The sequence below is a fragment of the Serratia sp. CY43202 genome (assembly GCF_052168755.1).
GTDB classification, from domain to species: domain Bacteria; phylum Pseudomonadota; class Gammaproteobacteria; order Enterobacterales; family Enterobacteriaceae; genus Serratia; species Serratia bockelmannii.
In genome coordinates this window covers 1-17,408 of record NZ_JBJNMB010000017.1, presented here as the reverse complement: position 1 = coordinate 17,408, position 17,408 = coordinate 1, and the positions used below count along the sequence as shown (strand labels likewise).

Annotated in this window: 26 protein-coding genes; 20 read left to right on the top strand and 6 right to left on the bottom strand. The window is 54.2% G+C overall.

The window, feature by feature from the left end; genetic code table 11:
• From rplF to ACJ8J5_RS24400, 15 genes are all read left to right on the top strand, one after another.
• On the top strand, positions 1–534 hold the full coding sequence (gene rplF, locus ACJ8J5_RS24470; RefSeq protein ID WP_004929751.1) for a 50S ribosomal protein L6: 534 nt from the start codon (positions 1–3) through the stop codon (positions 532–534).
• A gap of 9 nt (positions 535–543) precedes the next feature.
• Positions 544–897, top strand: coding sequence for a 50S ribosomal protein L18 (gene rplR / locus ACJ8J5_RS24465; protein WP_004929748.1), 354 nt, complete (start codon positions 544–546; stop codon positions 895–897).
• Between the two features lie 14 nt (positions 898–911).
• Positions 912–1,412 (top strand): 30S ribosomal protein S5, encoded by a 501-nt coding sequence (gene rpsE, locus ACJ8J5_RS24460; RefSeq protein WP_004929747.1) that lies wholly within the window; start codon positions 912–914, stop codon positions 1,410–1,412.
• A gap of 6 nt (positions 1,413–1,418) precedes the next feature.
• Positions 1,419–1,598 carry a 50S ribosomal protein L30 gene (gene rpmD, locus ACJ8J5_RS24455; RefSeq protein WP_048232028.1) on the top strand — a complete coding sequence of 60 codons (180 nt, stop codon included), beginning with the start codon at positions 1,419–1,421 and terminating at the stop codon, positions 1,596–1,598.
• A gap of 3 nt (positions 1,599–1,601) precedes the next feature.
• Complete coding sequence (gene rplO / locus ACJ8J5_RS24450; protein ID WP_004929742.1) at positions 1,602–2,036, top strand: 50S ribosomal protein L15; 435 nt, start codon at positions 1,602–1,604, stop codon at positions 2,034–2,036.
• A gap of 7 nt (positions 2,037–2,043) precedes the next feature.
• Entirely contained in the window at positions 2,044–3,375 is a 1,332-nt protein-coding gene (gene secY, locus ACJ8J5_RS24445) for a preprotein translocase subunit SecY (protein WP_004929740.1), read from the top strand.
• A 33-nt stretch (positions 3,376–3,408) separates the two neighbouring features.
• Positions 3,409–3,525 carry a 50S ribosomal protein L36 gene (rpmJ, locus tag ACJ8J5_RS24440; protein WP_002227352.1) on the top strand — a complete coding sequence of 39 codons (117 nt, stop codon included), beginning with the start codon at positions 3,409–3,411 and terminating at the stop codon, positions 3,523–3,525.
• Between the two features lie 148 nt (positions 3,526–3,673).
• Positions 3,674–4,030 (top strand): 30S ribosomal protein S13, encoded by a 357-nt coding sequence (gene rpsM, locus ACJ8J5_RS24435; protein WP_004929734.1) that lies wholly within the window; start codon positions 3,674–3,676, stop codon positions 4,028–4,030.
• Between the two features lie 16 nt (positions 4,031–4,046).
• Positions 4,047–4,436, top strand: a complete 390-nt coding sequence (gene rpsK, locus ACJ8J5_RS24430) for a 30S ribosomal protein S11 (protein WP_004929731.1) — start codon at positions 4,047–4,049, stop codon at positions 4,434–4,436.
• 30 nt (positions 4,437–4,466) lie between these two features.
• Entirely contained in the window at positions 4,467–5,087 is a 621-nt protein-coding gene (rpsD, locus tag ACJ8J5_RS24425; protein ID WP_025304496.1) for a 30S ribosomal protein S4, read from the top strand.
• A 25-nt stretch (positions 5,088–5,112) separates the two neighbouring features.
• Entirely contained in the window at positions 5,113–6,102 is a 990-nt protein-coding gene (locus ACJ8J5_RS24420; RefSeq protein ID WP_002919219.1) for a DNA-directed RNA polymerase subunit alpha, read from the top strand.
• 40 nt (positions 6,103–6,142) lie between these two features.
• Positions 6,143–6,532, top strand: coding sequence for a 50S ribosomal protein L17 (rplQ, locus tag ACJ8J5_RS24415; protein ID WP_004929726.1), 390 nt, complete (start codon positions 6,143–6,145; stop codon positions 6,530–6,532).
• Positions 6,533–6,680: 148 nt separating this feature from the next.
• Entirely contained in the window at positions 6,681–7,055 is a 375-nt protein-coding gene (locus ACJ8J5_RS24410) for a DUF1992 domain-containing protein (RefSeq protein WP_049208531.1), read from the top strand.
• Positions 7,055–7,486, top strand: a complete 432-nt coding sequence (gene zntR / locus ACJ8J5_RS24405; protein ID WP_016930321.1) for a Zn(2+)-responsive transcriptional regulator — start codon at positions 7,055–7,057, stop codon at positions 7,484–7,486. Before ACJ8J5_RS24410 ends, zntR begins: the two co-directional genes overlap by 1 nt.
• 74 nt (positions 7,487–7,560) lie before the next feature.
• Positions 7,561–7,767 (top strand): alternative ribosome-rescue factor A, encoded by a 207-nt coding sequence (locus ACJ8J5_RS24400; RefSeq protein ID WP_033639242.1) that lies wholly within the window; start codon positions 7,561–7,563, stop codon positions 7,765–7,767.
• Positions 7,768–7,824: 57 nt separating this feature from the next.
• Here the strand turns inward: ACJ8J5_RS24400 and mscL are convergent, their stop codons facing one another.
• From mscL to def, 5 genes are all read right to left on the bottom strand, one after another.
• Positions 7,825–8,241, bottom strand: coding sequence for a large-conductance mechanosensitive channel protein MscL (gene mscL / locus ACJ8J5_RS24395; RefSeq protein WP_049208534.1), 417 nt, complete (start codon positions 8,239–8,241; stop codon positions 7,825–7,827).
• Positions 8,242–8,378: 137 nt separating this feature from the next.
• On the bottom strand, positions 8,379–9,755 hold the full coding sequence (gene trkA, locus ACJ8J5_RS24390; protein WP_004929716.1) for a Trk system potassium transporter TrkA: 1,377 nt from the start codon (positions 9,753–9,755) through the stop codon (positions 8,379–8,381).
• A gap of 55 nt (positions 9,756–9,810) precedes the next feature.
• Positions 9,811–11,100 carry a 16S rRNA (cytosine(967)-C(5))-methyltransferase RsmB gene (gene rsmB / locus ACJ8J5_RS24385; RefSeq protein ID WP_414105107.1) on the bottom strand — a complete coding sequence of 430 codons (1,290 nt, stop codon included), beginning with the start codon at positions 11,098–11,100 and terminating at the stop codon, positions 9,811–9,813.
• Positions 11,101–11,172: 72 nt separating this feature from the next.
• Positions 11,173–12,117, bottom strand: a complete 945-nt coding sequence (gene fmt / locus ACJ8J5_RS24380) for a methionyl-tRNA formyltransferase (protein WP_089181396.1) — start codon at positions 12,115–12,117, stop codon at positions 11,173–11,175.
• Positions 12,118–12,134: 17 nt separating this feature from the next.
• Positions 12,135–12,644, bottom strand: coding sequence for a peptide deformylase (def, locus tag ACJ8J5_RS24375; RefSeq protein WP_015379260.1), 510 nt, complete (start codon positions 12,642–12,644; stop codon positions 12,135–12,137).
• A 133-nt stretch (positions 12,645–12,777) separates the two neighbouring features.
• Between def and dprA the strand changes: the two genes are divergently transcribed.
• From dprA to aroE, 5 genes are read left to right on the top strand one after another with little or no spacing between them, the layout of a single operon-like run.
• Complete coding sequence (gene dprA, locus ACJ8J5_RS24370; RefSeq protein ID WP_414105106.1) at positions 12,778–13,899, top strand: DNA-protecting protein DprA; 1,122 nt, start codon at positions 12,778–12,780, stop codon at positions 13,897–13,899.
• Positions 13,871–14,344: a DUF494 family protein Smg gene (smg, locus tag ACJ8J5_RS24365; protein ID WP_025160381.1), complete on the top strand. Its 474-nt coding sequence runs from the start codon at positions 13,871–13,873 to the stop codon at positions 14,342–14,344. The genes dprA and smg overlap by 29 nt, the downstream gene beginning before the upstream one ends.
• Before the next feature lie 25 nt (positions 14,345–14,369).
• Positions 14,370–14,915 (top strand): DNA topoisomerase family protein, encoded by a 546-nt coding sequence (locus ACJ8J5_RS24360; RefSeq protein WP_414105105.1) that lies wholly within the window; start codon positions 14,370–14,372, stop codon positions 14,913–14,915.
• 7 nt (positions 14,916–14,922) lie between these two features.
• Complete coding sequence (gene tsaC, locus ACJ8J5_RS24355) at positions 14,923–15,492, top strand: L-threonylcarbamoyladenylate synthase type 1 TsaC (RefSeq protein ID WP_308370355.1); 570 nt, start codon at positions 14,923–14,925, stop codon at positions 15,490–15,492.
• 11 nt (positions 15,493–15,503) lie between these two features.
• The gene (aroE, locus tag ACJ8J5_RS24350) at positions 15,504–16,322 is read left to right on the top strand and encodes a shikimate dehydrogenase (protein WP_025304487.1); all 819 of its coding nucleotides are present in this window, start codon (positions 15,504–15,506) and stop codon (positions 16,320–16,322) included.
• Positions 16,323–16,359: 37 nt separating this feature from the next.
• Here the strand turns inward: aroE and ACJ8J5_RS24345 are convergent, their stop codons facing one another.
• Complete coding sequence (locus ACJ8J5_RS24345; protein WP_025304486.1) at positions 16,360–16,902, bottom strand: gamma carbonic anhydrase family protein; 543 nt, start codon at positions 16,900–16,902, stop codon at positions 16,360–16,362.
• Between the last annotated feature and the right edge of the window lie 506 nt (positions 16,903–17,408).

Sequence of the window (17,408 nt, the reverse complement as noted above, 5' to 3'; positions counted from 1 at the left end):
ATGTCTCGTGTTGCAAAAGCACCCGTCGTCATTCCTGCCGGCGTAGAGGTAAAACTCAACGGTCAGGTTATTTCGATTAAGGGTAAAAACGGCGAGTTGACTCGTACTATCCACGACGCCGTTGAAGTGAAGCAAGAAGCTAACGCACTGACTTTCGCTCCGCGCGAAGGTTTTGCTAACGCATGGGCTCAAGCGGGTACCACGCGCGCTCTGCTGAACGCAATGGTTGTTGGTGTTACCGAAGGCTTCACCAAAAAGCTTCAACTGGTAGGTGTTGGTTATCGTGCTGCCGTTAAAGGCAACGTGGTGAATTTGGCCCTGGGCTTCTCTCACCCTATCGATCACCAGCTGCCGGCAGGTATCACTGCTGAATGCCCAAGCCAAACTGAGATCGTGCTGAAAGGCGCTGATAAGCAGGTTATTGGCCAGGTAGCAGCAGATCTGCGCGCTTACCGTCGTCCTGAGCCTTACAAAGGCAAAGGTGTTCGTTACGCCGACGAAGTCGTGCGTACCAAAGAGGCTAAGAAGAAGTAAGGTAACACTATGGATAAGAAATCTGCTCGTATCCGTCGTGCGACCCGCGCACGCCGCAAGCTCCAAGAGCTGGGTGCAACCCGCCTGGTGGTACATCGTACCCCGCGTCATATTTACGCACAGGTGATTGCTCCAAACGGTTCTGAAGTACTGGTAGCCGCTTCTACTTTAGAAAAAGCTATCGCGGAGCAACTGAAGTATTCCGGTAACAAAGACGCAGCAGCAGCCGTAGGTAAAGCTCTGGCTGAGCGCGCGTTGGAAAAAGGGATTGCGAAAGTATCCTTTGACCGTTCCGGTTTCCAATATCATGGTCGAGTCCAGGCACTGGCAGATGCTGCCCGTGAAGCTGGCCTTCAGTTCTAAGGAAGAGGTTTAAGATGGCTCACATCGAAAAACAAGCTGGCGAACTGCAGGAAAAGCTGATCGCGGTAAACCGCGTATCTAAAACCGTAAAAGGTGGCCGTATTTTCAGCTTTACCGCACTGACTGTAGTTGGTGATGGTAACGGTCGCGTTGGTTTTGGCTACGGCAAAGCACGCGAAGTTCCAGCAGCGATCCAGAAAGCGATGGAAAAAGCCCGTCGCAACATGATGAACGTCGCGCTGAACAGCGGCACCCTGCAGCACCCTGTTAAGGGCGCTCACACGGGTTCTCGCGTGTTCATGCAGCCTGCTCATGAAGGTACCGGTATCATCGCGGGTGGTGCAATGCGCGCCGTTCTCGAAGTTGCTGGGGTGCACAACGTATTGGCTAAAGCTTATGGTTCCACCAACCCGATCAACGTGGTTCGTGCAACTATCGACGCTCTGGCGAATATGAAGTCTCCTGAAATGGTCGCTGCTAAGCGTGGTAAATCCGTTGCCGACATTCTGGGGTAATTGACCATGGCTAAGACTATTAAAGTTACACAAACTCGCAGCTCAATTGGCCGTCTGCCGAAGCATAAAGCTACTCTGCTCGGTCTGGGTCTGCGTCGTATTGGTCACACCGTAGAGCGCGAGGATACTCCTGCTGTTCGCGGTATGGTCAACCTGGTTTCCTACATGGTTAAAGTTGAGGAGTAACAGATGCGTTTAAATACTCTGTCTCCGGCTGAAGGTGCCAAGCATGCGCCTAAGCGTGTAGGTCGTGGTATTGGTTCTGGCCTGGGTAAAACCGGCGGCCGTGGTCACAAAGGTCAGAAGTCTCGTTCTGGCGGTGGCGTACGTCGTGGTTTTGAAGGTGGTCAGATGCCTCTGTACCGTCGTCTGCCGAAATTCGGCTTCACTTCACGCAAAGCGATGATCACGGCAGAAGTTCGTCTGTCTGAACTGGCTCTGGTTGAAGGCGATGTTATCGACCTGAACGCGCTGAAAGCCGCTAACGTAGTTGGTGTCCAGATCGAATTCGCGAAAGTTGTACTTTCTGGCGAAGTCGCTCGTCCGGTAACCCTGCGTGGTCTGCGTGTCACCAAAGGCGCTCGTGCTGCTATCGAGGCTGCTGGCGGTAAAATTGAGGAATAAGTAGCAGATGGCTAAGCAACCAGGATTAGATTTTCAAAGTGCTAAAGGCGGGCTCGGCGAGCTGAAGCGCAGACTTTTGTTTGTCATCGGCGCGCTGATTGTCTTCCGCATCGGCTCTTTCATTCCGATTCCTGGTATCGATGCCACTGTGCTTGCCAAATTGCTTGAGCAGCAGAGAGGCACTATCATTGAAATGTTTAACATGTTCTCTGGTGGTGCCCTCAGCCGTGCTTCTATCTTTGCTCTGGGGATCATGCCGTATATCTCGGCATCGATCATTATCCAGCTGCTGACGGTGGTTCATCCAGCGTTGGCGGAAATCAAGAAAGAAGGGGAGGCTGGCCGTCGCAAGATTAGCCAGTACACCCGTTACGGTACGCTGGTATTGGCCATATTCCAGTCGATTGGTATTGCTACCGGTCTGCCGAATATGCCTGGTATGCAGGGCCTGGTGTTAAACCCAGGCTTTGCATTCTACTTTACTGCGGTTGTGAGCCTGGTAACCGGGACAATGTTCCTGATGTGGCTGGGTGAGCAGATTACTGAGCGTGGTATCGGCAACGGTATCTCGATCATTATCTTCGCGGGTATTGTAGCGGGGCTCCCGCCGGCAGTGGCCCATACTATCGAGCAAGCGCGGCAAGGCGACCTGCACTTCCTCCTGCTGCTGTTGGTTGCAGTATTGGTGTTTGCAGTAACCTTCTTCGTTGTTTTCATCGAGCGTGGTCAACGTCGTATCGTCGTTAACTATGCGAAGCGTCAACAAGGTCGTCGTGTTTATGCAGCACAGAGTACACATTTACCGTTGAAAGTGAACATGGCGGGTGTTATCCCGGCGATTTTCGCTTCCAGCATTATTCTGTTCCCGGCCACGATTGCATCATGGTTTGGGGGCGGTACCGGTTGGAACTGGCTGACTACGATTTCGCTGTATTTGCAGCCAGGGCAACCGCTTTATGTGTTACTCTATGCGTCTGCAATCATCTTCTTCTGTTTCTTCTACACGGCGTTGGTTTTCAACCCGCGTGAGACAGCAGATAACCTGAAGAAGTCCGGTGCCTTCGTACCAGGAATTCGTCCGGGAGAGCAAACGGCGAAGTATATCGATAAAGTAATGACGCGTTTAACCCTGGTGGGCGCGATGTACATTACTTTCATCTGCCTGATCCCGGAGTTCATGCGTGATGCAATGAAAGTACCATTCTACTTTGGTGGTACCTCGCTACTGATCGTGGTTGTCGTCATCATGGACTTTATGGCTCAAGTGCAAACTCTGATGATGTCAAGTCAGTACGAGTCTGCATTGAAGAAAGCAAATCTGAAAGGCTATAACCGCTAGTCAGATTCGTTTGAGAAGTTACGGAGAGTAAAAATGAAAGTTCGTGCTTCCGTCAAGAAATTATGTCGTAACTGCAAAATCGTTAAGCGTAACGGTGTCGTTCGTGTGATTTGCAGCGCCGAGCCGAAGCATAAACAGCGTCAAGGCTGATTATCTCGCATATTTTTCTTGCAAAGTTGGGTTGAGCTGGCTAGATTAGCCAGCCAATCTTTTGTATGTCGCACTGCAACATTATTTGAGTATCCTGAAAACGGGCTTTTCAGAATGGTGTTGCTGTATAAAATAGTAGGAGTGCATAGTGGCCCGTATAGCAGGCATTAACATTCCTGATCATAAACATACCGTTATCGCCTTAACGTCGATCTTCGGTATCGGTAAAACCCGTTCACAGGCTATCTGTGCATCCACGGGTATTGCTGAAAATGTTAAGATCAGTGAGCTGTCTGAAGAGCAAATCGAAAAGCTTCGTGATGCAGTTGCCAAATACACCGTTGAGGGTGATTTGCGTCGTGAAATTACCCTGAGCATCAAGCGTCTTATGGACCTTGGTTGCTATCGTGGTTTGCGTCATCGTCGTGGTCTGCCGGTACGCGGTCAGCGCACCAAGACCAACGCTCGTACCCGTAAGGGTCCGCGCAAGCCGATCAAGAAATAATCGGGGTTATTGAATAATGGCAAAGGCACCTGTTCGTACACGTAAGCGTGTAAGAAAGCAAGTCTCTGACGGCGTGGCTCATATCCATGCTTCTTTCAACAACACCATCGTTACCATCACTGATCGTCAGGGTAATGCTTTGGGTTGGGCAACAGCCGGTGGTTCCGGTTTCCGTGGTTCTCGTAAGTCCACTCCGTTCGCAGCACAGGTTGCAGCAGAACGTTGTGCCGACGCAGTAAAAGAATACGGTATCAAGAACCTGGAAGTTATGGTTAAAGGACCTGGTCCTGGTCGTGAGTCTACTATCCGCGCTCTGAACGCGGCTGGTTTCCGCATCACTAATATTACTGATGTGACTCCGATCCCTCATAACGGTTGTCGTCCGCCGAAAAAGCGCCGCGTGTAACGCAGCTTTTAGGATTGTTGGAGAAAGAAAATGGCAAGATATTTGGGTCCTAAGCTCAAGCTGAGCCGTCGTGAGGGCACAGACCTGTTCCTTAAGTCTGGCGTTCGCGCGATCGATTCCAAGTGTAAAATTGAACAAGCACCTGGTCAGCACGGTGCGCGTAAACCGCGTCTGTCTGATTACGGTGTTCAGTTGCGTGAGAAGCAGAAAGTTCGCCGTATGTACGGCATTCTGGAGCGTCAATTCCGTAACTATTACAAAGAAGCAACCCGCCTGAAGGGCAACACCGGTGAAAACCTGTTGCAGCTGCTGGAAGGTCGTCTGGACAACGTTGTTTACCGTATGGGCTTCGGCGCTACTCGTGCAGAGTCACGTCAGCTGGTTAGCCACAAAGCAGTTATGGTAAACGGTCACGTTGTTAACATCGCTTCTTATCAGGTATCTCCGAATGACGTAGTCAGCATCCGCGAGAAAGCTAAAAAGCAGTCTCGTGTTAAAGCTTCTCTGGAGCTGGCTGAGCAGCGTGAAAAGCCGACTTGGCTGGAAGTTGATGCTGCTAAGATGGAAGGCGTGTTCAAGCGTATGCCTGAACGTACCGATCTGTCTGCGGACATTAACGAACACCTGATCGTCGAGCTTTACTCCAAGTAAAGCTTAGTACCAAAGAGAGGACACAATGCAGGGTTCTGTGACAGAGTTTCTAAAACCGCGCCTGGTAGATATCGAGCAAGTCAGTTCGACGCACGCCAAGGTGACCCTTGAGCCTTTAGAGCGTGGCTTTGGCCATACTCTTGGCAACGCACTGCGCCGTATTCTGCTTTCATCTATGCCGGGTTGCGCGGTGACCGAGGTTGAGATTGATGGTGTACTGCATGAGTACAGCACCAAAGAAGGCGTACAGGAAGATATCCTGGAGATCCTGCTCAACCTGAAAGGGCTGGCGGTGAGAGTTCAAGGCAAAGACGAAGTTATTCTTACCCTGAATAAATCTGGCATTGGCCCTGTGACCGCTGCCGACATCACCCATGATGGTGATGTCGAAATCGTCAAGCCTCAGCACGTGATTTGCCACCTGACTGATGAGAACGCGGCTATCAGCATGCGTATCAAAGTTCAGCGCGGTCGCGGTTATGTGCCGGCTTCTGCCCGAATTCATTCGGAAGAAGATGAGCGCCCAATCGGTCGTCTGTTGGTTGACGCCTGCTACAGCCCTGTAGAGCGTATCGCCTACAATGTTGAAGCTGCGCGTGTAGAACAGCGTACTGACTTGGATAAGCTGGTCATCGAGATGGAGACCAATGGCACGATCGATCCTGAAGAGGCGATCCGCCGTGCGGCCACCATTCTGGCTGAACAACTTGAAGCTTTCGTTGACCTGCGTGATGTACGTCAGCCGGAAGTTAAAGAAGAGAAACCAGAGTTCGATCCGATCTTGCTGCGCCCTGTTGACGATCTGGAATTGACTGTCCGCTCTGCTAACTGCCTCAAGGCAGAAGCTATCCACTACATCGGTGATCTGGTACAGCGTACCGAGGTTGAGTTGCTGAAAACGCCAAACCTGGGTAAAAAATCTCTTACCGAGATTAAAGACGTGCTGGCCTCACGTGGTCTGTCTCTGGGCATGCGCCTGGAAAACTGGCCGCCGGCAAGCATTGCTGACGAGTAACCGGATCACAGGTTAAGGTTTTACTGAGAAGGATAAGGTCATGCGCCATCGTAAGAGTGGTCGTCAACTGAACCGTAACAGCAGCCATCGCCAGGCTATGTTCCGTAACATGGCCGGCTCTTTGGTTCGTCATGAGATCATCAAGACGACCCTGCCAAAAGCAAAAGAGCTGCGTCGCGTTGTTGAGCCGCTGATTACTCTTGCCAAGACCGACAGCGTAGCTAATCGTCGTCTGGCATTCGCCCGTACTCGTGATAACGAGATCGTGGCAAAACTGTTTAACGAGCTGGGCCCGCGTTTCGCGAGCCGTGCCGGTGGTTACACTCGCATTCTGAAGTGTGGCTTCCGCGCAGGCGACAACGCGCCGATGGCATACATCGAGCTGGTTGATCGTGCTGAGTCTCAAGCAGAAGTGGCAACTGCAGAGTAATCTGTAGACGCGTAAAAAAACCGGGCTTGCCCGGTTTTTTTACGTCCAAATCCAGCCAAATGTGCGCAATTCCCCCGCTGTGCTTAAGATCCTCGCCCCTATCCGCTATGCTAAGGCTTAATCATTAGGCTAACCGAGGCTGTTTGCCATGGGGTTGCTCGATCAATGGGCGGAACGTCATATCCTTGATGCCCAAGATAAAGGCGAGTTCGACAATTTGCCCGGCCAGGGACAACCATTAGCGCTGGAAGACGATAGCGCGGTGCCGGCTGAACTACGCGCCGGTTACCGTCTGCTGAAAAATGCCGGTTACTTGCCACCGGAACTGGAAGATCGCAAAGAGGCACTAACCGTTGCTCGCTTACTGCAAGGGATCAACAGTGAGCATCCAGACTATGTCGATCTCAGCAAGCGCATGTTGCTGTTGGAACATCGATTGCGTCAGGCTGGGATGAGCACGGATTTCTTGCATGGTGAATATCAATGCGCACTGGATGGCAAGTTCACCCGAGAGGAGCAGTAATGTTCAAGATAGGTCAGTTGGCCAAGCTTGCCGAAGTAACGCCTGATACCGTGCGTTACTATGAAAAGCAGGGCATGATGGATCACAATGTCCGCACCGAGGGCGGTTATCGACTCTACACCGAGCAGGATCTTCAACGGCTGCGCTTTATTCGCTATGCTAAGCAGTTGGGATTTACTCTGGAAACGATCGCTGAGCTGCTGTCGATCCGCGTCGATCCTGAGCATCATACCTGCCAGGAGTCAAAGTCGATCGTTGATGCGCGCCTGAGCGAAGTGGAAAGCAAGTTGGCTGAGCTGACGCGTATGCGTGAATCGTTGAAGCGGCTGAGCGACGCCTGCTGTGGCACTGCCCATACCAGCAATTATTGTTCGATCCTGGAAGCTTTGGAACAGGGCGCCAGCGATGACAAAGGCAAAAAAGGTTGCTGACGGCACTTTAATTTTTATATTGCCGGCAGTATTATCGCCCCGTTTTATCCCTCATATTTTACAGGAGCATTATCATGACGAAATATCGTCACACCAAAGGCCAGATTCAAGATAACGCCATTGAGGCGCTGCTGCATGATCCTCTATTCCGTCAGCGGGTAGAAAAGAATGTGAAAGGTAAAGGCAGCTATCGGCGTAAAGAAAAACACAACAAAGGCGGTAACTGGGAGGCCAGTGGTAAACTATCAAGCGATAATTTACCACTGGCCTTCTGGTTTTAAGTATTAAAAAAGCCACCTTCATCAGGTGGCTTTTTATTGGCATAACCAAACGCTGTCTTACAGTTTTGGCTGCTGTTGCTGGCTCAGCAAATCACGGATTTCCGTCAGCAGTTTCTCTTCTGCGGTAGGTGCCGGCGGCGCTGCGGGCACTTCTTCTTGTTTGCGGCGCATTTTGTTCATCAATTTAATCGCCAGGAAGATGGCGAAGGCGACAATCACGAAGTCGAATACGGTTTGGATGAATGAACCGTAGTTCATTACCACCGCCGGTACGGCGCCCTGAGCTTCACGTAATACCAGATGGAACTGTTTAAAGTCGACGCCGCCGATCAGTAAGCCCAGCGGTGGCATGATGATATCAGCCACGAAGGACGAAACGATCTTGCCGAATGCGGCACCGATAATCACACCGACGGCCAGATCGACCACGTTGCCACGCATGGCAAATTCGCGAAACTCTTTCAACATACTCATAGAACGCACCCCTTGCAGAATTAATAACTCAAGTTTAACAAAGCAATTTCCCTTTGCCACAAAAGGAGAGAAGTTTTATCTCCTCTCAAGGCAGAGAACAACCACGCGATTATAGACCATAGCCAAATAAATTCGTTCTACAAGAAGAACGGGCTCGGTTGGAACAAGCGTTCAACGTCAGGCACGAATTTCTTGTCGGTAATAAACATGATGACGTGATCGCCCTGTTCGATTTTGCTATTGCCGTTGGCAATGATCACGTCGTCGCCACGCACGATCGCACCGATGGTCGTCCCCGGTGGCAACTTGATATCTTCGACGATGCGGCCGACCACTTTGGAGGTGCTTTCATCGCCGTGGGCAATCGCCTCGATCGCTTCCGCCACGCCGCGGCGCAGCGACGAAACGCTGACGATATCCGCTTTGCGCACGTGCCCCAACAGGGCGGAGATGGTCGCCTGCTGCGGCGAAATGGCGATATCAATCACGCTGCCCTGCACCAGATCGACATAGGCGCGGCGCTGGATCAATACCATTACCTTCTTGGCGCCCATGCGCTTAGCCAGCATGGCGGACATGATGTTGGCCTCATCGTCGTTGGTGATGGCGATGAAAACATCCACCTGCTCGACGTGCTCTTCGGCCAGCAGTTCCTGATCGGAGGCATCGCCGTAGAACACGATGGTATCGTGCAGCTGTTCGGCGAGTTCGGCGGCGCGTTGCTGATTCCGCTCGATCAGTTTGACGTTGTAGTCTTTTTCTAGTTTGGCGGCCAGGCCGGCGCCGACGTTGCCGCCGCCGACGATCATGATGCGCTTATACGGTTTTTCCAGCCGCTGCAGTTCGCTCATCACCGCGCGGATGTGCTGTGAGGCGGCGACGAAGAACACTTCATCACCGGCTTCGATAATGGTCGAGCCTTGCGGACGGATCGGCCGATCCTGGCGGAAAATAGCGGCGACGCGGGTGTCAATATGCGGCATGTGTTCGCGCATTGAAGAGAGCGCATTGCCGACCAGCGGGCCGCCGTAATAGGCTTTAACCGCGGCGATGCTGACCTTGCCTTCGGCGAAGTTAACCACCTGCAGTGCCCCGGGGTACTCAATCAGCTTGTAGATATAGTCAATGACCAGCTGCTCCGGCGAAATCAGATGGTCGATTGGCACCGCTTCCGGCAGGAACAGTTTCTCCGACTCGCGGATGTATTCCGGCGCGCGGATGCGGGCGATACGGTTGGGAGTATTAAACAGAGAATAGGCGATCTGGCAGGCGATCATGTTGGTTTCGTCGGAGTTGGTGACGGCGACTAGCATGTCGGCGTCTTCTGCGCCGGCTTCGCGCAGCACCCGAGGATGGGAGCCATGTCCCTGAACCACCCGAAGATCGAATTTATCCTGCAGCTGACGTAACCGACCGGAATCGGTATCGACGACGGTGATGTCGTTGTTTTCACCCACCAGGTTTTCCGCCAGCGTCCCGCCAACCTGACCGGCACCAAGAATAATTATTTTCATCGTGTTCTCTGCTTCACACTGAAAGACTTAGGGCGCGCGAGCACGCCCTGAAGAATTACATTTTAATCAGCTTAGCGTAAAAGAAGCCATCGCCGTCCTCGGGATGCGGGATATTCTGCCGCCCTGGCCGCTGCGCATCGCCGGTTTCAACCAGCTTGGCATCGGCGTGGCGCTGCAAGAACGCGGCGATCTGGCTGCTGTTTTCATCCGGCAGGATAGAGCAGGTGGCGTAAACCATCACGCCGCCCGATTTCAGATGCGGCCAGACGGCTTCCAGGATCTCGGCCTGAAGCGCGGCGAGTTCGGCGATGTCGCGATCGCGGCGCAGCCATTTGATGTCGGGGTGACGGCGGATCACGCCGGTAGCGGAACAAGGCGCGTCCAACAGGATACGGTCGAACTGTTTGTCACCGCACCATTGTTGCGGAGTGCGGCCATCGCCCAGCTTAACTTCTGCGTGCAAACGCAGGCGCTGCAGGTTTTCCTTCACCCGTGCCAGACGCTGTTCGTCGATATCGACGGCCATGACGTGCGCTTTCGGCGCCGCTTCCAGAATATGCGTGGTTTTGCCGCCAGGAGCGGCGCACAAATCGAGGATATGTTCGCCGTCTTGCGGATCCAACAGATCGACACAGCCCTGGGCTGAGGCATCTTGCACGGTGACCCAGCCGTCGGCGAACCCAGGCAGATCGGCCACGGCGCAAGGCGCCAGCAACCGCACTGCGTCGGCATAGTCTGCATGAGGCTCCGCGGCGATGCCGGTGTCGGTCAACAGCTGCAGGTAAGCTTCGCGGCTGTGATGCAGGCGGTTGACGCGCAGCCACATTGGTGGCTTCTGGTTATTGGCGTCGACGATCTGTTCCCAGTTGGCGGGATAAGCTTGTTGAATGCGTTTCAGCAACCAGCTCGGGTGCAGATAGCGGCTGTCGTTGTTGGCAGCGCGCTGTAGCAGGTCTTCCTGCTGGCGCTGGAACTGCCGCAAGACACCGTTAATCAGGCCTTTCAACTGCGGGCGTTTCAGCGCTACCGCGCCTTCCACGGTTTCTGCCAGCACGGCGTGCGCCGGGATACGGGTATACAACAGCTGATACAAGCCGACCATCAGCAAATAGTGCAGCGTACGCTGCTTGCCGGTCAGCGGCTTGGCCATCAATTGTTGAATACACCATTCAAGCTGCGGCAGTACACGTAACGTGCCGAAGCACAGTTCCTGCAGCAACCCGCGGTCTTTATCGCTGATGGAGGTTTGCAGTGCCGGCAGGACAGTGCTTAGCGACTGCCCTTGATCCAGTACCTGGCCGATGGCTTTGGCAGCGATGCTGCGGAGATTGTAATTATTTTTCATAGGCTGAAGCTGATAACGATCGGCATTAAGAAAATAACGGCCCGACGATGAACGGCCGGGCTGTGGGGTGACTTACAGCCGGTTACCCGGGGTAAACCATTCACGACGTGAATTTAATAGGTCTTGCGCCAACATCGGTTTCTTGCCGGCGGGCTGCAGTTGGATCAGGTTGAGGATACCGTCGGCAGTCGCCACCTGAATACCGTGCTTGTCGGCATGGACAACGGTGCCTGGCTCCGCGTTGGCGCTTTGCGCCAGTACGCTGGCCTGCCACACTTTCACCGGTTGATCGTCGATGGTGAAATAGCTGACCGGCCAAGGGTTGAAGGCGCGGATGCAGCGCTCCAGCTGTGCGGCGGACAGTGTCCAGTCGAGACGAGCTTCTTCTTTGCTCAGTTTCTCGGCGTAGGTGACCAGCGCTTCATCCTGAACTTCGCGGGTGGCGCTGCCGTCTGCCATTTGGTGCAGCGTAGTCAACATGCCCTGCGGGCCGAGCTGTGCCAGCTTGTCGTAGAGACTGGCGCTGGTATCGCTGCTCTCAATCGGGCAAGCAATCTTGTGCATCATGTCACCGGTATCGAGACCGACGTCCATCTGCATGATGGTCACGCCGGTTTCGCTGTCACCGGCCCAGAGCGAACGCTGGATCGGCGCCGCGCCGCGCCAGCGAGGCAGCAGCGAGCCATGTACGTTGATGCAACCGAGACGCGGCATATCCAGCACCGCCTGCGGCAGGATCAGCCCGTAGGCCACTACCACCATCACGTCGGCGTTGAGATCGGCCACCAGGCGCTGGCTCTCTTCGGGACGCAGCGATTTGGGCTGAAATACCGGCAGTTGGTGCTGCTCGGCAAGCACTTTGACCGGGCTGGGCGTCAGCTTGTTGCCGCGGCCTGCCGGGCGGTCGGGCTGGGTAAAAACGCCGACAATCTGGTGCTCAGATGACAACAGCGCGTCAAGATGACGCGCTGCGAAGTCTGGTGTTCCGGCGAAAATAATCCGTAAAGAGTCAGACACGTTGATTTCCTGATCGGTTAGGCGCGGGCTTGAAGCTTGGCCATTTTTTCCAGTTTCTGACGAATGCGCTGACGCTTGAGCGGCGACAGGTAATCGACGAACAGTTTGCCCATCAGGTGATCCATCTCGTGCTGGATGCAGATCGCCAACAGGTCGTCCGCTTCCAGCTCGAAAGGTTTGCCTTCACGATCCAGTGCGCGGATCTTCACCTGCGCGGCGCGCGGCACTAACGCACGCTGCTCGGGAATGGAAAGACAGCCTTCCTCGATACCGGTTTCGCCGCTTTTTTCCAGCAGCTCCGGGTTGATCAGCACCAGGCGCTGATCGCGATTCTCGGAGACGTCGATCACGATAATGCGCTGATGGATATCCACCTGAGTCGCAGCCAGGCCAATGCCTTCCTCTGCGTACATGGTTTCAAACATATCATCCACGATGCGCTGGATATCTGCATTGACTTCTTTTACCGGCGCTGCGACTTTGCGCAGACGCTCGTCTGGGAAATGTAATACCTGCAAGACTGACATATATCTTTAGATCTGTATCCGAGTAATGAACGAGGTTTAACCTCTATTCTAGACATTTCCCGACCTGATTGACAGCATTGTGCACCAATTGCTCAGATTGGTAATACCACCGTTTTTGCTGAGGGAACAGACGATGCGGCCGGAAGAGATCGCTTTACGGATGCGAGGGGTAACGGGGCTACAGACCGTCGTGGCCGGCCGGATCGTGCAGCAGCTATCGCAAATGGGTTGCGAGCCTCGCCGCGTGCTGCATGAGCTGGGATTGAACGAACGGCAGCAGACGCAGTTCAACCAGTTGGATCCCGGTTATCTGTCGGCCAGCCTGCGTTGGTTGGAGCTGCCGGCGCACCGTATGCTGAACTATGGGGCGGCCGGCTATCCCGAACGCCTGGCCCAGATCGACGATGCGCCGCTATTTTTGCTGATCGAGGGCGATCCTCAGGCGTTGTTACACCCGCAGCTCGCCATGGTTGGCAGCCGGCAGTTCAGCCACTACGGCGAACGTTGGGCTAACCATTTTGCCGAGGAATTGGCGCGTTGCGGCTTCACCATCACCAGCGGTCTGGCTATCGGCATCGACGGTATTTGCCATCGTGCGGCGCTGGCGGCCGGTGGCTGCACGATTGCGGTGTTGGGTAGCGGGCTGGGCAATATCTATCCGCGCCGGCACCGCCGGCTCGCGGAGCAGATAGTCGAGCAGGGCGGCGCTGTGATTTCAGATCATTTAGTCACCGACTTGCCTCTGGCCGACCATTTTCCTCGCCGTAACCGTATTATCAGCGGGCTCAGCCTGGGCGTTCTGGTCATAGAGGCTTCGCTGCGCAGCGGTACCTTGGTGACGGCTCGCTATGCGTTGGAGCAGGGGCGTGAGGTGTTCGCCTTGCCTGGGCCATTGGGAAACCCGATGAGTGAGGGTACGCATTGGTTAATCCAGCAGGGTGCGCATCTGGTCACCGGGCCGAAAGATATCGCCGAATTGCTGGGAAGCGGCCTTCAATGGCTGTCACTGAACGAAAATACAACTATTTGTGCGTCGCAGGCTGAAGTTGAATTGCCATTTGCCGATGTGTTGGCTAACGTAGGAGATGAGGTGACACCTGTTGACGTCGTCGCTGAACGTGCCGGCCAACCTGTGCCAGTGGTGGTAATCAAGTTACTCGAACTGGAGTTAGCAGGGTGGATCGCAGTTGTACCCGGCGGCTATGTCCGAATAAGGAGGGCAAGCCATGTTCGACGTACTCATGTACTTGTTTGAAACTTATATCCACAATGAACCAGAGATGCGCGTCGATCAGGATCAACTGACCGATGATCTCGCTCAGGCGGGGTTTCATCGGGATGATATCTACAACGCGTTGAATTGGCTTGAGAAGTTGGCTGACCTGCAAGAAGGTCAAAATGCCCCTTACTTTATGGATGCCGATCCGCTGGCAATGCGGATCTATACCGAAGAGGAAGGTGCGCGTTTGGACGCCGGCTGCCGTGGTTTTCTCCTGTTCCTGGAACAGATTCAGGTATTGAACCTCGAAACCCGTGAAATGGTTATCGATCGCGTTATGGCTTTGGATAATGCGGAATTCGATCTCGAAGATCTGAAATGGGTCGTGTTGATGGTGCTGTTTAATATCCCCGGATATGAAAGCGCCTATCAGCAAATGGAAGAACTGTTGTTTGAAGTGAACGAAGGTTATCTGCATTGAGCCGATAACGCGCATAGAAGACGTTATGACAAAAAACGCGATTTTTGCCGCCAGGCAAAATGAACCCTGCCCGGAATGCGGGGCCGAGCTGGTGATCCGTAGCGGTCGCCACGGCCCCTTCCTCGGCTGTTCCCAGTATCCTGAATGCCAATATATTCGCCCGCTGAAAGCGCAGGCCGATGGGCATATCGTCAAAGTGTTGGATGGGCAACCGTGCCCGAAGTGTCTGGCGACGTTGGTGCTGCGCCAGGGGCGCTATGGCATGTTTATCGGATGCAGCGATTATCCGCAATGCGATCACACTGAAGTGATCGATAAGCCTGATGAAACCGCCATTACCTGTCCGCAGTGCGGCCAAGGCAAACTGCTGCAGCGCAAGTCGCGTTACGGCAAGGTTTTTCATTCCTGCGATCGTTACCCGGAATGCCAGTTCGCCCTCAATGTTAAACCTGTCGCCGGTGAATGCGCCTATTGCCATTATCCGCTGCTGATGGAAAAGCGCACGGCAAAAGGGCCCGTCCTGTGCTGCGCCAGCAAGCTGTGCGGAAAACCCATCGCGACTACAGAATAATCACATCATGAACTCAGAATTAAGCCTGAACCTTTTATCTATCATCGATGCTTTGCATCAACAGCAGGTGATTGCCTATCCTACCGAAGCCGTATTCGGCCTGGGTTGCGATCCCGACAGCGAACAGGCGGTCAATGCATTGCTGGCGCTGAAACAGCGGCCGTGGGAAAAGGGGCTGATTCTGATCGCCGCCGACTATGCGCAGCTTAAACCTTATATCGACGACAGTGCGCTCAGCGAACAGCAGCGCACGACGATGTTTGCCAGCTGGCCTGGGCCGGTAACCTGGGTGTTGCCTGCTCGCCCGGAGACGCCACGTTTGTTGACCGGGCGCTTCAGCTCGCTGGCGGTGCGCGTCAGCGATCATCCGTTGGTGCAGCTGCTGTGCCGGCAGTACGGCAAGCCGCTGGTGTCGACCAGCGCCAATCTCAGCGGGCTGGAGCCGTGCCGCAGTGCCGATGAGGTTACACGGCAATTCGGCGAAGCTTTCCCGGTATTGGCCGGCGAGGTGGGCGGCCGTCTTAATCCTTCCGAAATCAGAGATGTTCTGACCGGCGAACAGATCCGTCAGGGCTAGAGGTAATAGGCATGGAGAAGTTTGCGGTATTTGGCAACCCTATCGGCCACAGCAAGTCGCCGCGAATTCATGCGCTGTTTGCTGCCCAGACCGGCATTGAGCATCCTTATGGAACAGTGCTGGCGCCGCTGGACGGTTTTGAAACCAGCCTGCAGGCGTTTATTCATGCCGGAGGGCTGGGGGCGAACGTCACGGTGCCTTTCAAGGAGCGAGCTTATTCGGCCGCTTCTGAGCTGAGCGAGCGCGCAGCGATGGCTGGTGCGGTCAATACTCTGAAGGTGTTGCCGAATGGCGATCTATTGGGGGATAACACCGACGGCATCGGTTTGCTGACCGATCTGCAGCGTCAGCAATTGATCCGGCCGCAGGATCGCATTCTGCTGGTGGGCGCCGGCGGTGCGGCGCGCGGTGTGATCCTGCCGCTGCTGTCTTTCGGCTGCCGGTTAACAATCACCAACCGTACCTTCAGCCGGGCCCAAGAGTTGGCCGACGCTTTCCGGCATCTGGGGGAGATCTCGGCGGCGCCGATGGATCAATGTGATCAGCAAGCGTTCGATCTGGTGATCAATGCGACGGCGTCCGGCATCAGCGGGGAGGTCCCGGCGTTGCCTGCGGGCGTAGTTAACGCGCAAACCCGTTGCTATGACATGTTTTATCAGCAGGGCGTCACGCCGTTTCTAGCCTGGGCGCAGAAGCAGGGGGCAACGGAATATGCCGATGGGCTGGGTATGCTGGTGGGGCAGGCGGCGCATGCCTTCCTGCTTTGGCACGGCGTAATGCCAGAGATCGAGCCGGTATTGCGCCAGCTGCGCAGCGAACTGGCGGCATAAATCCCGCCCCGTTCTCTTTATAGGGAACGGGGGGCTGTCAGATGTCTTCCGACAGGTATTCATCTTTCCAGCGTACATAGTTGTTCGAAGAATAAAGCAACCCTTCCAACTCGGCGGCGGTTAACGGCCGAATCTGGCGTGCCGGGCTACCCATATAGAGATAGCCGCTGGCCAGACGTTTGCCTGGCGCCACTAAACTGCCGGCGCCAATCATCACGTCGTCTTCTATTACTGCACCGTCCAACAGGATCGATCCCATACCGACCAGCACTCGGTTGCCGATGGCGCAGCCGTGCAGCATCGCTTTATGGCCCACGGTCACGTCTTCTCCAATCAGCAGGGGATAACCGTCAGGGTTATGTTCGGAGCGATGAGTCACGTGCAGTACGCTGCCGTCCTGAATATTGCTGCGTGCGCCGATCTTTACCGCATTGACGTCGCCGCGGATGGCGACCAGCGGCCAGATACTGACGTCATCCGCCAGATCGACGTCGCCGATGACGACGCTGGAAGGATCGATCAGGACGCGCTGACCGAGTTTAGGGGTGTATTGAAGATAAGAACGTACTGCATCGGACATAGTGCTGCCTCACCTCGGGATCATATTTACCGGCAATACTAGACTCTGACGATGGAATTACAACCAATCTCAGCGCCGGATCCTGCGGAAAATGGCCCTGATCGCACAAGATCCACCCGGAAGGGCTGAAAAGTGTGCAAACAGAAAGAAAAGATCAAAAAAGGGGTTGTGCAAAAAACTCGGATCCCTATAATGCGCCTCCATCGACACGGCGCAAGTGATTCACTTCACACAGCGGTCGGGAAGAAAGAGAAAAAATCCTGAAAATTAGGGTTGACTCTGAAAGAGGAAAGCGTAATATACGCCACCTCGAGTTAGCAAGCGAAAGCGCCTAACTCACTGCTCTTTAACAATTTATCAGACAATCTGTGTGGGCACTCCACAAGGCGATATCCAGCATCTTCGGATGCAAAAAAATATCAAGTCTTGAAGAGTGACTAACTGAAGTAAAATTCATGCAGTAAATCTTTGAGCATCGCTTCTCGAGTGGAAGCAAATCAAGCTTT

Bases quoted from the DNA above. Each gene is read 5' to 3' on its own strand.
- rplF (WP_004929751.1), top strand. From the start codon at position 1: ATGTCTCGTGTTGCAAAAGCACCCGTCGTCATTCCTGCCGGCGTAGAG.
- rplR (WP_004929748.1), top strand. From the start codon at position 544: ATGGATAAGAAATCTGCTCGTATCCGTCGTGCGACCCGCGCACGCCGC.
- rpsE (WP_004929747.1), top strand. From the start codon at position 912: ATGGCTCACATCGAAAAACAAGCTGGCGAACTGCAGGAAAAGCTGATC.
- rpmD (WP_048232028.1), top strand. From the start codon at position 1,419: ATGGCTAAGACTATTAAAGTTACACAAACTCGCAGCTCAATTGGCCGT.
- rplO (WP_004929742.1), top strand. From the start codon at position 1,602: ATGCGTTTAAATACTCTGTCTCCGGCTGAAGGTGCCAAGCATGCGCCT.
- secY (WP_004929740.1), top strand. From the start codon at position 2,044: ATGGCTAAGCAACCAGGATTAGATTTTCAAAGTGCTAAAGGCGGGCTC.
- rpmJ (WP_002227352.1), top strand. From the start codon at position 3,409: ATGAAAGTTCGTGCTTCCGTCAAGAAATTATGTCGTAACTGCAAAATC.
- rpsK (WP_004929731.1), top strand. From the start codon at position 4,047: ATGGCAAAGGCACCTGTTCGTACACGTAAGCGTGTAAGAAAGCAAGTC.
- rpsD (WP_025304496.1), top strand. From the start codon at position 4,467: ATGGCAAGATATTTGGGTCCTAAGCTCAAGCTGAGCCGTCGTGAGGGC.
- ACJ8J5_RS24420 (WP_002919219.1), top strand. From the start codon at position 5,113: ATGCAGGGTTCTGTGACAGAGTTTCTAAAACCGCGCCTGGTAGATATC.
- rplQ (WP_004929726.1), top strand. From the start codon at position 6,143: ATGCGCCATCGTAAGAGTGGTCGTCAACTGAACCGTAACAGCAGCCAT.
- ACJ8J5_RS24410 (WP_049208531.1), top strand. From the start codon at position 6,681: ATGGGGTTGCTCGATCAATGGGCGGAACGTCATATCCTTGATGCCCAA.
- zntR (WP_016930321.1), top strand. From the start codon at position 7,055: ATGTTCAAGATAGGTCAGTTGGCCAAGCTTGCCGAAGTAACGCCTGAT.
- ACJ8J5_RS24400 (WP_033639242.1), top strand. From the start codon at position 7,561: ATGACGAAATATCGTCACACCAAAGGCCAGATTCAAGATAACGCCATT.
- mscL (WP_049208534.1), bottom strand. From the start codon at position 8,241: ATGAGTATGTTGAAAGAGTTTCGCGAATTTGCCATGCGTGGCAACGTG.
- trkA (WP_004929716.1), bottom strand. From the start codon at position 9,755: ATGAAAATAATTATTCTTGGTGCCGGTCAGGTTGGCGGGACGCTGGCG.
- rsmB (WP_414105107.1), bottom strand. From the start codon at position 11,100: ATGAAAAATAATTACAATCTCCGCAGCATCGCTGCCAAAGCCATCGGC.
- def (WP_015379260.1), bottom strand. From the start codon at position 12,644: ATGTCAGTCTTGCAGGTATTACATTTCCCAGACGAGCGTCTGCGCAAA.
- dprA (WP_414105106.1), top strand. From the start codon at position 12,778: ATGCGGCCGGAAGAGATCGCTTTACGGATGCGAGGGGTAACGGGGCTA.
- smg (WP_025160381.1), top strand. From the start codon at position 13,871: ATGTTCGACGTACTCATGTACTTGTTTGAAACTTATATCCACAATGAA.
- ACJ8J5_RS24360 (WP_414105105.1), top strand. From the start codon at position 14,370: ATGACAAAAAACGCGATTTTTGCCGCCAGGCAAAATGAACCCTGCCCG.
- tsaC (WP_308370355.1), top strand. From the start codon at position 14,923: ATGAACTCAGAATTAAGCCTGAACCTTTTATCTATCATCGATGCTTTG.
- aroE (WP_025304487.1), top strand. From the start codon at position 15,504: ATGGAGAAGTTTGCGGTATTTGGCAACCCTATCGGCCACAGCAAGTCG.
- ACJ8J5_RS24345 (WP_025304486.1), bottom strand. From the start codon at position 16,902: ATGTCCGATGCAGTACGTTCTTATCTTCAATACACCCCTAAACTCGGT.